We start from the raw sequence: 16565 nt of genomic DNA, 5'->3' as shown, positions 1-16565 counted from the left end.
CCGCTCTACCCGCAGGAGCACCGTGGCAACTGGCCGAACTCACCGACCGGCGACCCGCAGCCGAGGGATTCCCGAGGCCACGGTCGCCCGTCTCCCGCTGTACCTCCGAGCCCTCACCGCCCTGTCGGAGCGCTCGGTCCCCACGGTCTCCTCCGAGGAGCTCGCGGCCGCCGCGGGAGTCAACTCCGCGAAGCTGCGCAAGGACTTCTCCTACCTCGGCTCGTACGGGACCCGGGGCGTGGGCTACGACGTCGAGTACCTCGTCTACCAGATCTCGCGCGAGCTGGGCCTCACCCAGGACTGGCCGATCGTCATGGTCGGTATCGGCAACCTCGGTGCGGCGCTCGCCAACTACGGCGGGTTCGCCTCGCGCGGGTTCCGCGTCGCGGCCCTGATCGACGCCGATCCGGCGATGGCGGGCAAGTCCGTCGCCGGTATGCCGGTGCAGCACGCCGACGACCTCGAGAAGATCATCGACGAGAACGGCGTCTCCATCGGCGTCATCGCGACCCCGGCCGGCGCCGCGCAGCAGGTCTGCGACCGGCTCGTCGCCGCGGGCGTCACCTCCATCCTGAACTTCGCGCCGACCGTCCTGTCCGTGCCGGACGGCGTCGACGTGCGCAAGGTCGACCTCTCCATCGAGCTGCAGATCCTCGCCTTCCACGAGCAGCGCAAGGCCGGGGAGAGCGCCATGGAGGCGGCCGAGGGCGCCGTGGGCGTCGAGGGCCCGGCCGCCAAGGTCACCCGGCCCGTCGCCGACAGTGCCGCCGACCGCAAGGGACCCGACGGGGACGTACCCGCCGTGATGCCGGCATGAGTCTCCTCGTCGTAGGGCTGAGCCACCGCAGCGCCCCGGTCAGTGTCCTGGAGCGGGCCGCACTGCACCCCGACGCCCAGGCCAAGCTGTTGCAGGACGCGCTCGCCGCCGAGCCCGCCGCCGAGGCCGCCCTGCTCTCCACCTGCAACCGCATCGAGCTGTACGCGGACGTGGACAAGTTCCACGCCGGTGTCGCCGAGCTGTCGACGCTCCTCGCCCAGCACAGCGGGGTCGGCCTGGACGAGCTCACTCCTTATCTTTATGTGCACTACGAGGACCGGGCGGTGCACCACCTGTTCTCGGTGGCGTGCGGGCTCGACTCGATGGTGGTCGGCGAGGGCCAGATCCTCGGCCAGATCAAGGACATGCTCGCCCGGGCGCAGGAACTGCACTCCGCGGGCAAGCTCCTCAACGACCTCTTCCAGCAGGCCCTGCGCGTCGGCAAGCGCGCGCACTCCGAGACCGGCATCGACCGGGCCGGCCAGTCGCTGGTCACCTTCGGCCTCGAACAGCTCGCCGGCGGGGCGCCGGTGGACGAGTGGGCGCAGGGCAAGCGCGCCCTGGTGATCGGCGCGGGCTCGATGTCGTCGCTGGCCGCGGCGACACTGGCGCGCGCCGGGGTGGCCGAGGTCGTCGTCGCCAACCGCACCCTGGAGCGCGCCGAGCGGCTCGCGGAGATCCTGGGCGAGAGCGGTACGGCCGCCCGTGCCGTCGCCATGGACGCCGTGGCCGACGAACTGACACGTGCCGACGTCGCCATCTCCTGCACCGGCGCGACCGGACTCGTCCTCACCGCCGACGCCGTACGCGCGGCCGTCGCGGGCCGCACACCGACCGCGGGCGGCGACGTGCCGGCCCAGGCGGCGCCCGCAGGCCCGAAGGCCGCGGCCGACGGCTGCCCCGCCGACCCGGGCGCCCCCGTGCGCGGCGGGTTCTCGGTCGAGGGCGAGGCTGCGGTCGCCGGGTTCGACGCCGCCGAGCTGGAGCAGCACGGCGCCTGGGTCGACAACGCCCCGGGCGAGCGCGTGCACCCCTCCGAGGCGGACACCATCGCCGCGCTGGCCGCCGCGGGCCGGGTGCCCGAGATGCGCCGCGAGCGGCAGCCCGAGCCCGTCCGTCGGGTCGCGCTCGCCCTGCTCGACCTGGCGATGCCGCGCGACATCGACGCGGCGTCGCACCGCATCGACGGGGTCCGCCTCGTCGACATCGAGTCGCTCGCCGACGCCTCCGCCGACGCCCCGATGGCCGCCGACGTGGACCTGGTGCGGACCATCGTGGCCGACGAGGTCGCCGCGTTCGGTGCCGCCCAGCGGGCCGCGCACATCACGCCGACCGTCGTCGCGCTGCGCACGATGGCCGCGGAGGTCGTGACCAGCGAGATCGCCCGCCTCGACGGCCGGTTGCCCGGCCTCGACGAGAAGCAGCGCGCGGAGATCACCCAGACCGTGCGGCGCGTGGTGGACAAACTGCTGCACGCGCCGACCGTACGGGTCAAGCAGCTGGCCGCCGAGCCCGGCGGTGCCGGGTACGCGGACGCGCTGCGAACCCTGTTCGACCTGGACCAGGAGACGGTCGCCGCCGTCTCCCGGGCCATCCCCCGAGACCGTGAATCCGCTACCGGCACGGTAGGCAAGAATCGAGGCCCGGCATGACCGCCGCCGACAAAGCACTGAGGCTGGGGACCAGGCGCAGCAAGCTGGCCATGTCCCAGTCCGGGCATGTCGCCGAAGCCGTACGCCAGTTGACCGGCCGTGAGGTCGAGCTGGTGGAGATCACGACGTACGGGGACACCTCCCGTGAGCAGCTGGCGCAGATCGGCGGGACGGGTGTCTTCGTCACCGCCCTGCGGGACGCGTTGCTGCGCGGCGAGATCGACTTCGCCGTGCACTCCCTGAAGGACCTGCCGACGGAGCAGCCCGCGGAGCTCACGCTGGCCGCCGTGCCGTTGCGCGTGGACCCGCGGGACGTGCTGATCGCGCGCGACGGCCTGAAGTTCACCGAACTGCCGGCCGGCGCTCGCGTGGGCACCGGTTCGCCGCGCCGCATGGCCCAGCTCAACGCGTACGCACTGAGCCACGGACTCACCATCGAGACCGTGCCGATCCGCGGGAACATCGACACCCGCATCGGCTACGTCGAGAAGGGGGAGCTCGACGCCGTCGTCCTGGCGGCCGCCGGGCTCCACCGCATCGGCCGCATAGAAGAGGTCGCCGACTTCCTGGCGACCGATATCGTCCTGCCCGCCCCCGGTCAGGGGGCACTGGCAGTCGAGTGCACCGCGAACAACGGTGAACTCGCCGCCGCGCTCGCCGAGTTGGACGACCCGTTCACCCGGGTCGCCGTGACCGCCGAGCGATCCCTGCTCGCCGCCCTGGAAGCCGGTTGCAGCGCACCTGTGGGTGCGCTGGCCGACTTGCTGGCCGACGGGCAGAATTCCAACGAAATGCGCCTGCGCGGCGTCGTCGGTACCACCGACGGCACCGAGCTGGTGCAGCTGTCCACCACCGGTCCCGTGCCCTCGTCCCAGGACGAGGCGCTGGCTCTCGGGCGGGAACTCGCCGCCGAGATGCTGGCCAAGGGTGCGGCCGGTCTGATGGGGGAGCGAGCACTTTGAGCCCCACCACGCCTCAATCGACCGCCTGCGCACCTGGGCACGTCACCTTCCTGGGTGCCGGTCCCGGTGACCCAGGACTGCTGACACTACGGGCCGTGGAGGCCCTGGCCCGGGCGGATGTGCTGATCGCCGAGCCCGAAGTGCTCGACGTCGTGCGGACGCACGCCAAGGCGGGCGTCACTGTGCTCGACGCGGGCACACCGGGGCGGACGGCTGCTGACGGGGCGTCAACTGCCGTCGTGGTCCCGGCTCTGAGGGACTGGGCCAATCTTGTCATGGAGGCCGCGAGGAGCGGCAAGCGGGTCGTGCGTGCGGTCCCCGGTGACCCCGGGCTCGACACGTACGCGGCCGAGGAGATGCTCGCCTGCGCCTCAGGGGGCATCGACTTCGAGGTCGTGCCCGGCGTCGCCGCGGCCGTCGGCGTGGCCGCGTACGCCGGAGTCCCGCTGCGGGACGCGCAGGGCGCAGACGTCCGCTTCGTCGACGCGCGGACGGCATCCGAGCGCTGCTGGACCGAGGTCGGCGCCTCCGACGGCACGGTCGTCGTGTCGACGACGCTCGACTCGGTGGCCGCGGCCGCCGGGGAGCTGGTCGCGGCCGGCCGCAAGCCGGACACCCCGCTCTCCGTCACCGTCGCCGGTACGACGACCCGCCAGAAGACGTGGACGGCGACGCTCGGCACCATCGCGCAGACGCTGAAGCAGGCCAAGGTGCTGCCGTCGCCCGAGGGCAACCGGCCGGTGATAGCCGTGGTCGGTGAGCGTTCCGCGGCCGCCCAGCGCGACCAGTTGTCGTGGTTCGAGTCCAAGCCGCTCTTCGGCTGGAAGGTACTCGTACCGCGGACGAAGGAGCAGGCGGCCTCGCTCTCCGACCAGCTCAGGTCGGCCGGCGCGGTCCCGCACGAGGTCCCGACGATCGCCGTCGAACCGCCGCGCACCCCGCAGCAGATGGAGCGCGCCGTCAAGGGCCTCGTCACGGGCCGCTACGAGTGGATCGCCTTCACCTCGGTGAACGCGGTGAAGGCCGTACGCGAGAAGTTCGAGGAGTACGGGCTCGACGCGCGGGCCTTCGCCGGGATCAAGGTCGCGGCGGTCGGCGAGCAGACGGCCAACGCGCTGATCGCCTTCGGCGTCAAGCCGGACCTGGTGCCCAGCGGCGAGCAGTCGGCCGCAGGACTCCTGGAGGACTGGCCGCCCTACGACCCGGTCTTCGACCCGATCGACCGGGTGTTCCTGCCGCGCGCGGACATCGCCACGGAGACGCTCGTCGCCGGGCTCATCGAGCTGGGCTGGGAGGTCGACGACGTCACGGCGTACCGGACCGTCCGCGCCTCGCCGCCGCCGGCGGAGACGCGTGAGGCGATCAAGGGCGGCGGCTTCGACGCCGTGCTGTTCACGTCGTCGAGCACCGTGCGGAACCTGGTCGGTATCGCAGGCAAGCCGCACAACGTGACGGTCATCGCCTGTATCGGCCCGGCCACCGCCAAGACCGCCGAGGAGCACGGCCTGCGGGTCGATGTCATGGCTCCGGAGCCGTCGGTGCACAAGCTGGCCGCGGCGCTGGCCGAGTTCGGTGCGCGGCGGCGCGATGCCGCCGTGGAGGCCGGTGATCCGGTGACCCGGCCCAGTGAGCGGCGGCCGGGAGCGCGGCGCAGGCGCGCGGCTCCGTAGGAGAGTGTCGGGGCGGGTGCCCGGTTTCGGCCGGGTGCCCGCCCCGTTTCATTGACGCAGGTACACGTAAGTGTGCGTAGGTACGACGAGGTGACAGTCCAGTGACTCGGTACGGCTCTTTCCCCGGTTCCCGGCCCCGGCGGCTGCGGACGACCCCCGCGATGCGGCGCATGGTCGCCGAGACGCGGTTGCATCCGGCGGACCTGATCCTGCCCGCGTTCGTGCGCGAGGGGATCGACAGCCCGGTGGAGATCGGCTCGATGCCCGGCGTCGTCCAGCACACGCGGGACTCCCTGAAGAAGGCCGCGGCCGAGGCCGTCGAGGCGGGCGTCTCCGGGATCATGCTCTTCGGTGTGCCGCTGGACGAGAAGAAGGACGGCGCCGGCACCGTCGGCACCGACCCGGACGGAATCCTCCAGCAGGGGCTGCGGGACGTGCGGGCCGAGGTCGGTGACGACCTGATCGTCATGTCCGACCTGTGCCTGGACGAGTTCACCGACCACGGACACTGCGGTGTCCTCGACGAACAGGGCCGCGTGGACAACGACGCGACGCTGGAGCGGTACGCCGAGATGGCGCAGGTCCAGGCCGACGCGGGTGCGCACGTCGTCGGCCCGTCCGGGATGATGGACGGTCAGATCGGCGTCATCCGCGACGCGTTGGACCAGATCGGCCGCGAGGACGTGGCGATCCTCGCGTATGCGGTGAAGTACTCGTCGGCGTTCTACGGCCCGTTCCGTGAGGCCGTCGGATCGTCGCTGAAGGGCGACCGCAAGACGTACCAGCAGGACCCGGCCAACCTGCGGGAGTCGCTGCGGGAGCTGGCGCTCGACCTGGAGGAGGGCGCCGACATGGTCATGGTCAAGCCGGCCGGCCCCTACCTGGACATCCTGGCGCGGGTCGCCGACGAGGCGGACGTACCGGTGGCCGCGTACCAGATCAGCGGCGAGTACGCGATGATCGAGGCGGCGGCGCAGCGCGGCTGGATCGACCGGGACCGGGCGATCATGGAGTCGCTGACCGGGATCAAGCGGGCCGGCGCCAACATGATCCTGACGTACTGGGCGACCGAGGTGGCGCGGCAGCTGTAGTCCGCTTCGACACGATGCGGTGAGTGTCATGCCGGACGAGAATGCCCGGCATGACACTCACCGCACGCGCCCTCAACAGGTCCACTCTCGCCCGGCAGTTGCTGCTGGAGCGCCGGGCGATCGGTGTGGAGGACGCGGTACGGCGGGTTGTCGCGCTCCAGGCGCAGCAGCCCGCTTCGCCGTACGTGGCGCTGTGGAACCGGGTCGCCGGGTTCCGGGCGGGCGAGCTGGACGCGGCGCTGACCCGCTTCCGGGTGGTGAAGTCGACCCTCATGCGGATCACGCTGCACGCGGTGCACGTCGACGACTACGCCGCCTTCCGGGCGGCGGTCGAGCCGACGGTGCGGGGCGCACGGCTACGGGACCCGCGGTTCCGGGCGTCAGGACTCACGGAGGAGGACGCGGACGGACTGCTGCCGCGGCTGCTCACGCGGGCCGAAGTGCCGGGATCGGCCGCCGGGTTGGGTGCCTGGCTCGGGCAGCAGGCGGGTGCGGTGGGCGAGTTGACGCCGACGGCATGGCGAATGCTGCGGCAGTACGCCCCGTTGTGGCATGCGCCGACCGAGGGGGCGCCGTGGTCGTACGTGTCCGACGGCAGGCAGCGGTTCGTGGCGGCGGACCCGGCGCACCGCCCGGAGCTGCGGGACCCGGAGGCGGTCGCGGAGGGGCTGAGGGTGCTGGCCCGCCGCTACCTGGAGGGGTTCGGCCCGGCGTCCGTGGCGGACCTGGCGCAGTTCGGGCTCGTGCAGAAGGGGCGGGCACGGGCGGCGCTGGGGCAGGACTTCGAGGAGTTCGCGGGACCGGACGGGAAGACGGTGCTGTACGACGTGCCCGGAGGCGTACGACCCTCAGGCGAGGAACCGGCGCCGCCGCGCCTGATGGCGATGTGGGACAGCGTGCTGCTCGCCTACGCCGACCGGGGCCGCGTCCTCGCTCCCGAGTACCGCAAGCACGTGACCCGGGTCAACGGTGACGTGCTGCCGACGGTGCTGGTGGACGGCTACGTGGCCGGGGTGTGGCGGGTGGCCGACGACGGGACGGGGATCGAGGTGGGGGCGTTCCGGTCGTGGGCGGAGGACGTGTGGGAGGCGCTGGCGGAGGAGGCGCGGGGGTTGCACCGGCTGCTGGCGGCGCGGGATGTGGCGGCGTACCGGCGCTATGACCACTGGTGGGTGAAGGGGTTGCCGGTGGTGGAGGCGCGGGTGCTGGGCGGTTAGCGACTGCTCAGGCCGGGGTGGGGGTCTGGGGTGGTGTGGGGAGGTGGTCGTCGGACCGGGCGGGGTCTGGTGCCGGGGAAGGGTGCGTCGGTGCCGTGGCCGCTGGGCGTGCGGCGGATGGGGTTACTGCTTGCCGGTGCCGATGGGGTCGACCGTGACGCCCGCGTCGGAGGGGGTCTCGCTGACGGGGAGGTTGAGGGCGACCGGCAGGGTCTTGGAGTGGGTCTCGTTGGGCGGCGTGACGACGATCTGGGTGATCTTCACGCCGGAGCCACCGGTGTCATTGCGCGGGCTGTGGAGGGTGAAGCGGGTCGTCTCGCCGTTCTTGAGGACGACGGTCGGCGTGGCGAGTCCGGTGCGCGCGGCGCTGATACCGCCCGGGCCGCTGTCGACCTTGAGGTCGACGCCCGGGAAGCCCTTGAGGTAACAGGCGTCGCTGGTGTTCCTGAGGCTGACCAGGAGGTCGCCCTCGCCCATGCCGTGGGCGGTGCTGAAGGCGAGGTTCGCGGTCTTGCAGGGGCCGGTGTTGATCTGACCGCCACCGCTGCCGTCGGCGCTCCCGGCGGTGCTGGTGTCGGTGGCGCCGCTGTTGGTGGCGCTGGCGGTGTCGGCCTTGCTGTCGCCGTTGTCGTTGCTGCTGCCGCTGCTGCCGGTGTCCTTGCTGGAGTTGTCGGCGGCGGAGGACGAGGAGGAGGACCCGGAGTCGTTCGTGCCGGCGGCATCGTTGTCACCGGACTGGCAGGCGGTGAGGGAGAGGCCCGCGGCGAGGGCGACGGCGGCGAGAGTCAGCTTCTGAGCACGCATCGGTTCATCCTTGAGGTCTGGAGGGTCTGGACGGTCTGGAGGGTCGTCCACTCGCTCGGTGTGAGCGGGCGTTGCTGATCAGTAGGACTCGCCTGGACCGGTGAACCGTTCCGCCCGGCCGCCTCCTCATACATGGCCGTTACAGGGGATGGCGTGGTGCGAGTAGCGCCGGGGCCGGGTGTGCGTCGCCGGGCGCGTAGGTGCGATGCGGCCCCGGATGGCTGTTCGACCCCGGGAAATGGGGGATGCGGGGCGCCGGGGGTGGCGGGTCGGGTGGTGGCGTGGCGGGGCCGGGGAGCAGGTTTCGGCGGTGGCGCGTCGGTTTCAGGGGGCCGTCGACCGCTGGGACAGAGCCGTTACGGGCCGGGTATTGATCGCGTACGCCCGTCGCCCGTCGCCCGTCGTTGCGCTGGAGCGCGGCACGGATCTGGGCGATGACGTGGGCGGGGCTGCGGAAGACGTCGATCGCGGAGAAGCGCAGCAGGGAGCGGACCTCGGGGCAGCTCTGGATGCGGTTGAAGCGGTCGATGTCGCGGCGGTGGTGCTCCCGGGTGCCGTGGTACGCGTACCCCTCGACCTCGACGGCGAGCCCCTCGGCGCGGAAGAGGAAGTCGAGGCGCACGTGCCGCCCGTCGGCCGTGCTGACCTCGGCCTGACTCTCGGGCCACAGCCCCGCGTCGGCCATGTGCAGCCGGGCCACGGTCTCGGCGGGGGAGCCCGACTTCGGGTCGGCGAGCGCGAGCCATTCACGGGCCCGGGCGCCGTAGCGATGACCGGGGCGCAGAGCGTCGGTGACGTCCTGGAGGACGACGAGCGGGGCCCGACGACACCGGCCGACGGTCCGGTGACCGAGGGCGGAGTCCACGGCTACGAGGGCGACATCACGGGGCCCGGAGAGGACGAGGTCGACGAGGGTACGGACCGGGGTGGTCACACGGAGGCCCCGCCAGTCCCGTACATCACCGGGGGCGAGGGACGCACGGTGCACGCGGCGCCTCGTGCCTTTGCTCGTCTTGCGGAGCGCCGGGTCGGTGAACTCCGGGACCGGGCTGACGATGCCGAGCGTCTCGATACGCCAGAGGGCGGCCGCCGCGAGGTGGCTGACGACGAGCCGGGGGCACAGCAACTGCTCGGCCAGCAGGCGCGTACGGAGATCCACGTCGACCCCGGGCGAGGCCCAGGCACCCGCCCGGACCCGCCGCCACCCTTCGCGCACCAACTGGCGGTGCAGCGGGCGCGGCTGCCATCCGGCGGCGAGGGCATGGCTGGTGAAGAGAATCCCGCAGCGGGCGAGGCCGGACAGGGCAGGCGGCGCGGGATGACGCGGGGGGCCGGTGGCTCCCTGCGCTGACCCCGGCTGATGTCGCTGCTCCATGGGACAAGGGTGCCGTGGTGGGGGCGGGGGCGGGGGAGGCTGTGGATAACTTGGGGCGGGACGGGGTGGGGCGGGGTGGGGTCCGTCTCTTCGCGACGGTGGGGTGGTGACGGTGGTGCGAAGTCGGCTCCCCGCCGGTGGGCGCCTCTTCAATGGATTGCGTGGCGGGTGCCCGGTGGGTGGTTGAGCTACCTCCGCTTGTCGAGTCCCGTCATCCCGCCCGTCTCGGGCTGGCTTTCGTCGGCTGGGCTTTCTGGGTGGAAGGGGGCCGGGTCACCATTTACGTAGAGGCCCTTCGGTCGTACTCGCCACGTGCCGTGGCTGGTTGAGCGCGGCTATGTGGGGTGGTGGCGGTGGCGAAAAGACGCAGCAGGGGGGTGGGGTGGCGGGGGTGGTCGGTCGTCTGCGGGTGGGTGGGGGTGAGGGTGCGTGGGGGTGCGTGGGTGCGTGGGGGCACGTACGGCGGGAGGGCCGGGCGGGGCTGCGTTGGGGTTGCGGTGGGAGCGGCCGACGCGACCGGAGCGATCGGAGCGGCCGGTGTGATGCCTGAGGCGGTCGCAATAGTGTCTGTGGAGACTTTCGGACACCTAGCGGTCTTCCATCGATGTCCCAAAGTCCCCACCCCCAGCACTCCTGCGACTCGAGCGTCAGATGAGGCGCATGTGATGACCGCGACCCCCCCACAAGCCGCGCCCATCCCACGACCCCCACTCACCCCTCCCCACTGCTGCGTCTTTTCCCCACCGGTACCACCCCACATAGCCGCACCCAACCAGCCACACCCTGTGGCGAGTACGGCCGAAGGGCCTTCAGCTCGATGGTGACTTGGACCCCTTCCACCCCGAAAGATCAGCCCACGAAAGCCAGCCCGAGACGGGCGGGACCGTGACACTCGACAAGCGGAGGTAGCTCAACCATCCACCGGGCACCCGCCACGCAATCCCATAGAAAGGCGCCCACCGGCGGGGAGTCGACTTCGCACCACCGTCACCACCCCACCGTCGCGAAGAGACGGACCCCACCCCGCCACGCGCCCCCCGACGGCGTGTCCGACGGCGCGTCCGTCAGCCCTGCCTCTGTCCGCGTCGTGCCGTGCCGTGTCGTCTCCGGACATGCCTCGGCCGCGGCGGCTCCCCCTCCGCGCCGCCGCGGCCGATCCCCGTCGGGAAAGAAGGCTTAGTTGTCGCTGATGGCCGGCGGGACCGGCGAGTGGCTGTCCAGCGTGGTGATGGCGCCGTCCACCGGCGGGGCGGGCGAGTGGCTGTCCAGCGTGGTGATGGTGCCGTCCGCCGGCGGGACGGGTGAGTGGCTGTCCTGCGTTGTGGCGTCTGCGATCTTCTTGTCGTCGGCCATCGTGGTAACTCCCGAGCGAATCGACGGACTTCTTGATGGAAGCGCCCGTTCGGCAACTCCCCCGTGGGCTGCCGAACGGGCGTTCCTGGGGACGCACACTCTAGTTGCGGCGTCCGCGCTGACCCGTCTGCCCCCCGACGCGACGGATCGATGGGTTGAGAGTGGCAGGGGGCGATAAACGTTCGCTGAACGGCGGCCCGGGCCCTCAAGCCGCCGCGAGCGGAGTGATCAGGGAGCGCACGTCGTTCGCCTCCGGGGCGGAGACGCTCTCGTATATCGCGAGGGCCTCGTGCCAGCAGACGCGCGCGCGGTCGGGCTGTTGCAGGGCCTGAAGGGACCTGCCGAGGAGGGTGAGTGCGTTCCCGCGCATCCAGTCACCGCCGATGCAGCCGGTCACGAGGGCCTGCTCCGCGTACTGGGCGGCTTGCGCCGGGTTGGTGGCCAGGTGGTGCACCTGGGCGATCCGGAAGTACGTGGTGCCCTCCCAGAGCCGCTGGCGGTTGTCCGCGAAGATCTGTACCGCTTGCGTGAGTTCGGCCAGCGCCTCCGCGAGCCGCCCGGACTGGGTGAGGACGATCCCGAGGGCGTACCGGGCGTTGGCCAGCCGGACCTTGAGGCCCAGGGCGTCGTAGATGTCGGCGCCGCGCTGCGCCAGCTCCACCGCCTGTGTCAGCCGTCCCATGGGGGCGAGTACCCGGGACAGGTTGCACAGTGCGCTGGCCTCGCCCGGGCGGTTCTCGTCGGCGCGGAACGCCTCGATGGCTTGCAGGAGGTGTGCTTCGCCGTCGGAGTAGCGGGCGGTGCAATTGGCGATGATTCCGAGCTCGTTGAGGGCGTTGCCGTTGGTCCAGGGGTCGCCCGCGGTCACGCCGAGGGCTGTCGCTCGCAGTGCTTCCGTCTCGGCCGCTTCGAACTGGCCGGAGTTGGAGTGGACCTGGGTGAGCGTGACCCGTGCGCGGCCTTCGGCGTGTGCGTCTCCGGCGGCCTTGGCGGCTTCGCACGCGGCGGTGGTGACCGCTTCGTACTTGCGTGAGCTCGCTCCTGACTCGGCCAGGTCCTTGGTCGCCAGGAGGAGATCGACCGCGCGGCGCAGGGTCGGCGCGCGCAGGGACTGCTGGGCGCAGGCGAGCAGGCAGTCGGCCTCCGAGTGCAGCCAGTCCAGGGCCTCCTTGTCGCCGGAGAAGACCTGTCCGGGGTGCTGGGTCGGCTCCAGGTGTGCGACCGTCCGGTCTCCCGGCCGCTCGATGGCGTAGACCCCCGCGGCCGTGGCCAGGTAGAAGTCCAGCAGCCGTGACATCGCCGCTTCCCGCTCCACGGGTGGCAGGTCGTCCCGCTGGGCGCACGCGCGCGCGTAGAGCCGGACCAGGTCGTGGTAGCGGTAGCGGCCCGGGGCGGCGGATTCCACGAGGGAGGTGTCGACCAGGGACTCCAGCAGGTCCTCGGTGTCCTCCAGCGGCAGGTCCAGGACCGCGGCGGCGGCCGCCAGCGAGATGTCCGGGCCGTCGGCGAGGCCCAGGAGGCGGAAGGCGCGTGCTTGGCGGGGCTCCAGCTGGCCGTAGCCCAGTTCGAAGGTAGCCTTGACCGCGAGGTCGCCGGCCTGGAGTTCGTCGAGGCGGCGGCGCTCGTCCGCCAGCTTCGCCGCAAGGACCGACACCGTCCAGGTGCGGCGGGCGGCGAGGCGGGATGCCGCGATGCGGATGGCCAGGGGGAGGAAGCCGCAGGCCGCGACGACGTCGAGGGCCGCTTCCCGTTCGGAGGCCACCCGTTCCTGGCCGACGATGCGGGTGAAGAGCAGCAGGGCTTCCTCGGGGGACATGACGTCCAGGTCGACCAGGTGGGCGCCGACGAGGTCGACCATCCGGACCCGTCCTGTGATCAGTGCCGCGCAGCCTTCGGTGCCGGGGAGCAGGGGTCTGACCTGGGCCGCGTCCCGTGCGTTGTCGAGGAGGACGAGGATGCGGCGGCCGTCGAGGGTGGAGCGGTACAGGGCGGCGCGTTCCTCCGGGGAGTCCGGGATCGCGGAGTCGGCGGTGCCGAGGGCGCGGAGGAACGAGCCGAGCACCGATTCCGGTTCGGCGGCTCTGGCGCTGGTGCCCTGGAGGTCCACGTAGAGCTGGCCGTCGGGGAAGGCGGCGCGGGACGCGTGTGCGACGTGCACGGCCAGTGTCGTCTTGCCGACGCCGCCGATGCCCGCCACCGCCGAGACGGCCATCACCGAGCCCGTGCCCGACTCGGAGGAGGCTCCGGAGAGTACTTCGCTCAGTTCGTCGACGAAGGCGGCCCGGCCCGTGAAGTCCGGGACGGTGGCGGGGAGCTGGGCGGGCCGCAGGGGTGCCGCGGCGGGTCCTGGTCCTGGCGCAGAGGGTTCGGCGAGGGCCGGGTCGGCCTGGAGGATGCGCTGCTGGAGCTCGGCGAGGCCGGGGCGGGGGTCCACTCCGAGTTCGTCCGCGAGCAGGCGCCGCGTGTCCGCGTAGACGGCGAGGGCTTCGGCCTGGCGGCCGCTGCGGTACAGGGCCAGCATCAGCAGTTCGCGCAGTCGCTCCTGCAAGGGGTGCGCCGCCGTCAGTGCCGTCAGTTCCGAGACGGCCTCCGCGTGGCAGCCCTGTTCCAGGTCCATGTCCAGGCGGGTCTCCAGGAGTTGGAGGCGCCATTCGTCCAGGCGGGCGCGTTGTGTCTCGGCGTAGGGGCCGGGGACGTGGGCCAGGGGTTCGCCGTCCCAGAGGCCGAGTGCCTTGTTCATCAGGTCCCGGGCCTTGCACACGTCGTCGGCCTGGCGGGCCTTCTCCGCGTCCGACGCGAGTGATTCGGCCGCCGCCAGGTCCAGGGCGTCCTGGCTGAGCGAGCGGATCGCGTAGCCGCCGGCTTCGCTGACCAGGACGCCGGTGCCGAGGACCTTGCGGAGCCGGGAGGCGTAGGTGCGGATCGCGGCCAGGGCCTGTTGCGGGGACTCCTCGCCCCATACCGCGTCGATGAGTTCGCTCGCCGTCGCTGTGCGGCCCTCTCGCAGAAGCAGCGCGGCGAGCAGTGCTCTCTGCTGGGGGGAGCCCATCGACAGCGGCTCGCCGCCGCGCCATGCCCGTACCGGGCCGAGCACGCTGAAGCGCAGGTCGGAGCCTGCGGGCGGGGTCACGTCAGGGGTTTCCCCGGGCGTGTCGGGCCGCCGCTGCTCCGGTACCCGCGGTCCACCGTCCATCGCTGCCCCCTGCCGCTTCATCAGCACCAGTCACATCTCGTCCCGAGGTCGTCCAGGCGGCGCGCCGTCGAGTGGACGGACCGTCAAGGACAACCCCGCCAGTTTGCCTTGTTCATGGCGGATACGTCAGCCGTGGGAGACAGCCATCACAGACACCTCACGCGTACGAAGCAGGACGCCTGGTAGCTGACGGGTCGTCAGATCGGCGCTACCGTGACTTCATGGAGACCACGGAGACCGAAAACGCTCACCATGCCCTGAAATCAAGCGACTTCCCCCGGATCATCTCCGTCGATGACCACACCGTCGAGCCGCCGACCGTCTGGTCCGACCGCCTCCCGAAGAAGTACGCCGACGTCGGGCCCCGGGTCGTGCGCGCGCCGCTGAAGGAAATGACGTTCCTGGGCGGCAAGTTCGCGCCGGTCATGGGGGCGCCCGGCGACGACGGACCGATCGGCGACTGGTGGGTCTACGAGGACCTGCACCGGCCGCTCACCCGGCTCGACACCGCCGTCGGCTACGACCGCGACGAGATCAAGCTGGAGATCATCACCTACGAGCAGATGCGGAAGGGGTCCTACGACGTCCCGTCGCGCCTCGCCGACATGGACGTCAACCACGTCCAGTCCGCCCTCTGCTTCCCTACCTTCCCGCGCTTTTGCGGACAGACCTTCACCGAGGCCAAGGACCACGAGCTCGGGCTGCTCGGCGTACGCGCCTACAACGACTGGATGGTGGAGGAGTGGTGCGGGCCCGAGGCGCGGGGGCGGCTCGTACCGCTGACCCTCGTCCCCCTGTGGGACGCCGGGCTTGCGGCCCGGGAGGTGCGGCGCAATGCCGCCCGCGGGGTGCGGGCCGTCGCCTTCTCCGAGATACCGCCGCACCTCGGGCTGCCCAGCATCCACGGTGACGAGTGGGACCCGTTCCTCGCGGCCTGCGACGAGACCGGCACCGTCATCGCCATGCACATCGGGTCCAGCAGCAGGATGCCGTCGACGTCCGCCGACGCGCCGCCCGCCGTCGGGTCGACCATCACCTTCGCCAACTGCTGCTTCTCGATGGTGGACTGGCTGATGAGCGGCAAGTTCGAGCGGTTCCCGAACCTGCGGATCATGTACGCCGAGGGCCAGATCGGGTGGATCCCGTACATCCTGGAGCGGGCGGATGTCGTGTGGGAGGAGAACCGGGGGTGGGGCGGTGTCGCGGACAAGGTGCGCAAGCCGCCGAGCGAGTACTTCGCCGAGCACGTCTTCGGCTGCTTCTTCGATGACGCCTTCGGGCTGAAGAACCTCGACTCCATCGGTCTCGCCAATGTGCTCTACGAGACCGATTACCCGCACTCCGACTCCACCTGGCCGAAGTCCCGGGAGGTCGGGGAGGAGCAGATGGGGCACCTCGACCCGCAGACCGTGGAGCGGATCGTCCGGGGGAACGCGATCGATCTGCTCGGGCTGACGGCCGACGGGCTCTGGCAGCCGTCAGGGGCCCGGGCATGACGCGGCTCGCGTACGGGATGCAGCTCCCGGTCCAGTCCCTGAGCACCATGTACGCCGAACCGTGGGAGGCGGACGCGGGCGCAGATGACCTCGCCGAGATCGCCCGCGCCGCCGACCGGGGCGGCTTCGACTACATCGCCTGCTGCGATCACGTCGCCATCCCGCGCCGGCTCGCCGAGGCCATGTCGACGACCTGGTACGACCCCGTGGCCACCCTCGCCTTCCTGGCCGGTGTCACCGAGCGTGTGCGGCTGCTCAGCCACGTCGCGGTCCTCGGCCTGCGGCATCCGCTCGTCTCCGCCAAGCAGTACGCGACCCTGGACCGGCTGAGCGGCGGGCGGCTGATCCTCGGGGTCGGGGCCGGGCACGTACAGGAGGAGTTCGAGGCGCTCGGGGCCGACTTCGAGCGGCGGGGGGCGGTGCTCGACGAGTCCGTCGACGCGCTGCGGGCCGCGCTCGGACCCGAGGAGTTCCCTGTGCACAAAGGGGAGTTGTTCGCCTTCGAGGGGCTCGGGCAGCGGCCCCGTCCCGTGCAGGCGCGGGTCCCGGTGTGGGTGGGCGGCTCGTCGGCCCCGGCCGTGCGCCGCGCCGCGCTCAGAGGCGACGGCTGGCTGCCGCAGGGTGATCCGCGGGACCGGCTGCCGGAGAAGATCGCGACGCTGACGCGGCTGCGGGCGGAGGCGGGGATCGAGGCGCCCCTCACCGTCGGCGCGATCACCGAGCCGCTGTACGTGGGCGCGCCGTCCTGGGACGTCGGGCGGCGCACCGTCACCGGTGAGCCGGCGGCCGTCGCCGAGTCGCTGCGCGCGTACGCGGCCATGGGCGTCCATCAGATCCAGGTCCGCTTCCGCACGCGCGGGCGGACCGAACTCACCGACCAGATCGCGGCGTTCGCCGCCGACGTGGCACCCCACCTGAACTGAGGAGCGGAACAC

The 16565-nt window shown here is 71.9% G+C and carries 12 protein-coding genes; 8 read left to right on the top strand and 4 right to left on the bottom strand.

Annotation, left to right across the window (positions count from 1 at the left end):
* Window positions 1-22: 22 nt before the first annotated feature.
* The 6 genes from ACZ45E_RS20030 (at window position 23) to ACZ45E_RS20005 (ending at window position 7409) form a co-directional block, all read left to right on the top strand.
* Window positions 23-817, top strand: a complete 795-nt coding sequence (locus ACZ45E_RS20030; RefSeq protein ID WP_468222305.1) for a redox-sensing transcriptional repressor Rex — start codon at window positions 23-25, stop codon at window positions 815-817.
* Window positions 814-2469 carry a glutamyl-tRNA reductase gene (locus ACZ45E_RS20025; protein WP_468222304.1) on the top strand — a complete coding sequence of 552 codons (1656 nt, stop codon included), beginning with the start codon at window positions 814-816 and terminating at the stop codon, window positions 2467-2469. Before ACZ45E_RS20030 ends, ACZ45E_RS20025 begins: the two co-directional genes overlap by 4 nt.
* The gene (gene hemC, locus ACZ45E_RS20020) at window positions 2466-3431 is read left to right on the top strand and encodes a hydroxymethylbilane synthase (protein ID WP_468222302.1); all 966 of its coding nucleotides are present in this window, start codon (window positions 2466-2468) and stop codon (window positions 3429-3431) included. Before ACZ45E_RS20025 ends, hemC begins: the two co-directional genes overlap by 4 nt.
* Window positions 3428-5101 carry a bifunctional uroporphyrinogen-III C-methyltransferase/uroporphyrinogen-III synthase gene (locus ACZ45E_RS20015; RefSeq protein WP_468222301.1) on the top strand — a complete coding sequence of 558 codons (1674 nt, stop codon included), beginning with the start codon at window positions 3428-3430 and terminating at the stop codon, window positions 5099-5101. Before hemC ends, ACZ45E_RS20015 begins: the two co-directional genes overlap by 4 nt.
* A 101-nt stretch (window positions 5102-5202) precedes the next feature.
* Window positions 5203-6192: a porphobilinogen synthase gene (hemB, locus tag ACZ45E_RS20010; protein WP_468222299.1), complete on the top strand. Its 990-nt coding sequence runs from the start codon at window positions 5203-5205 to the stop codon at window positions 6190-6192.
* Window positions 6193-6242: 50 nt separating this feature from the next.
* Complete coding sequence (locus ACZ45E_RS20005) at window positions 6243-7409, top strand: winged helix DNA-binding domain-containing protein (protein WP_468222297.1); 1167 nt, start codon at window positions 6243-6245, stop codon at window positions 7407-7409.
* Between the two features lie 123 nt (window positions 7410-7532).
* Here the strand turns inward: ACZ45E_RS20005 and ACZ45E_RS20000 are convergent, their stop codons facing one another.
* The 4 genes from ACZ45E_RS20000 to afsR form a co-directional block, all read right to left on the bottom strand.
* On the bottom strand, window positions 7533-8213 hold the full coding sequence (locus ACZ45E_RS20000) for a DUF4232 domain-containing protein (protein WP_468222296.1): 681 nt from the start codon (window positions 8211-8213) through the stop codon (window positions 7533-7535).
* A 139-nt stretch (window positions 8214-8352) separates the two neighbouring features.
* The gene (locus ACZ45E_RS19995) at window positions 8353-9588 is read right to left on the bottom strand and encodes a hypothetical protein (RefSeq protein WP_468222295.1); all 1236 of its coding nucleotides are present in this window, start codon (window positions 9586-9588) and stop codon (window positions 8353-8355) included.
* Window positions 9589-10764: 1176 nt separating this feature from the next.
* Entirely contained in the window at window positions 10765-10941 is a 177-nt protein-coding gene (afsS, locus tag ACZ45E_RS19990; protein WP_468222293.1) for a regulatory protein AfsS, read from the bottom strand.
* A 205-nt stretch (window positions 10942-11146) separates the two neighbouring features.
* Entirely contained in the window at window positions 11147-14134 is a 2988-nt protein-coding gene (afsR, locus tag ACZ45E_RS19985; RefSeq protein ID WP_468222291.1) for an SARP-family global regulator AfsR, read from the bottom strand.
* 221 nt (window positions 14135-14355) lie between these two features.
* Between afsR and ACZ45E_RS19980 the strand changes: the two genes are divergently transcribed.
* Both ACZ45E_RS19980 and ACZ45E_RS19975 read left to right on the top strand, forming a co-directional pair.
* Window positions 14356-15630 carry an amidohydrolase family protein gene (locus ACZ45E_RS19980; RefSeq protein ID WP_468222290.1) on the top strand — a complete coding sequence of 425 codons (1275 nt, stop codon included), beginning with the start codon at window positions 14356-14358 and terminating at the stop codon, window positions 15628-15630.
* Complete coding sequence (locus ACZ45E_RS19975; RefSeq protein WP_468222288.1) at window positions 15627-16553, top strand: LLM class F420-dependent oxidoreductase; 927 nt, start codon at window positions 15627-15629, stop codon at window positions 16551-16553. The genes ACZ45E_RS19980 and ACZ45E_RS19975 overlap by 4 nt, the downstream gene beginning before the upstream one ends.
* The last annotated feature ends 12 nt before the right edge of the window (window positions 16554-16565 follow it).

The sequence above is a fragment of the Streptomyces sp. NPDC030991 genome, from assembly GCF_055571235.1.
The sequence above is the reverse complement of the archived record's forward strand: the minus strand, read 5'-3'. Positions and strand labels throughout refer to the sequence as shown.

Excerpts from the sequence above, each read along its gene's own strand:
- afsR (WP_468222291.1), bottom strand. The coding sequence starts at position 14,134 with ATGGACGGTGGACCGCGGGTACCGGAGCAGCGGCGGCCCGACACGCCC.
- ACZ45E_RS19980 (WP_468222290.1), top strand. The coding sequence starts at position 14,356 with ATGGAGACCACGGAGACCGAAAACGCTCACCATGCCCTGAAATCAAGC.
- ACZ45E_RS20005 (WP_468222297.1), top strand. The coding sequence starts at position 6,243 with ATGACACTCACCGCACGCGCCCTCAACAGGTCCACTCTCGCCCGGCAG.
- ACZ45E_RS20025 (WP_468222304.1), top strand. The coding sequence starts at position 814 with ATGAGTCTCCTCGTCGTAGGGCTGAGCCACCGCAGCGCCCCGGTCAGT.
- ACZ45E_RS19975 (WP_468222288.1), top strand. The coding sequence starts at position 15,627 with ATGACGCGGCTCGCGTACGGGATGCAGCTCCCGGTCCAGTCCCTGAGC.
- ACZ45E_RS20000 (WP_468222296.1), bottom strand. The coding sequence starts at position 8,213 with ATGCGTGCTCAGAAGCTGACTCTCGCCGCCGTCGCCCTCGCCGCGGGC.
- hemC (WP_468222302.1), top strand. The coding sequence starts at position 2,466 with ATGACCGCCGCCGACAAAGCACTGAGGCTGGGGACCAGGCGCAGCAAG.
- ACZ45E_RS19995 (WP_468222295.1), bottom strand. The coding sequence starts at position 9,588 with ATGGAGCAGCGACATCAGCCGGGGTCAGCGCAGGGAGCCACCGGCCCC.
- afsS (WP_468222293.1), bottom strand. The coding sequence starts at position 10,941 with ATGGCCGACGACAAGAAGATCGCAGACGCCACAACGCAGGACAGCCAC.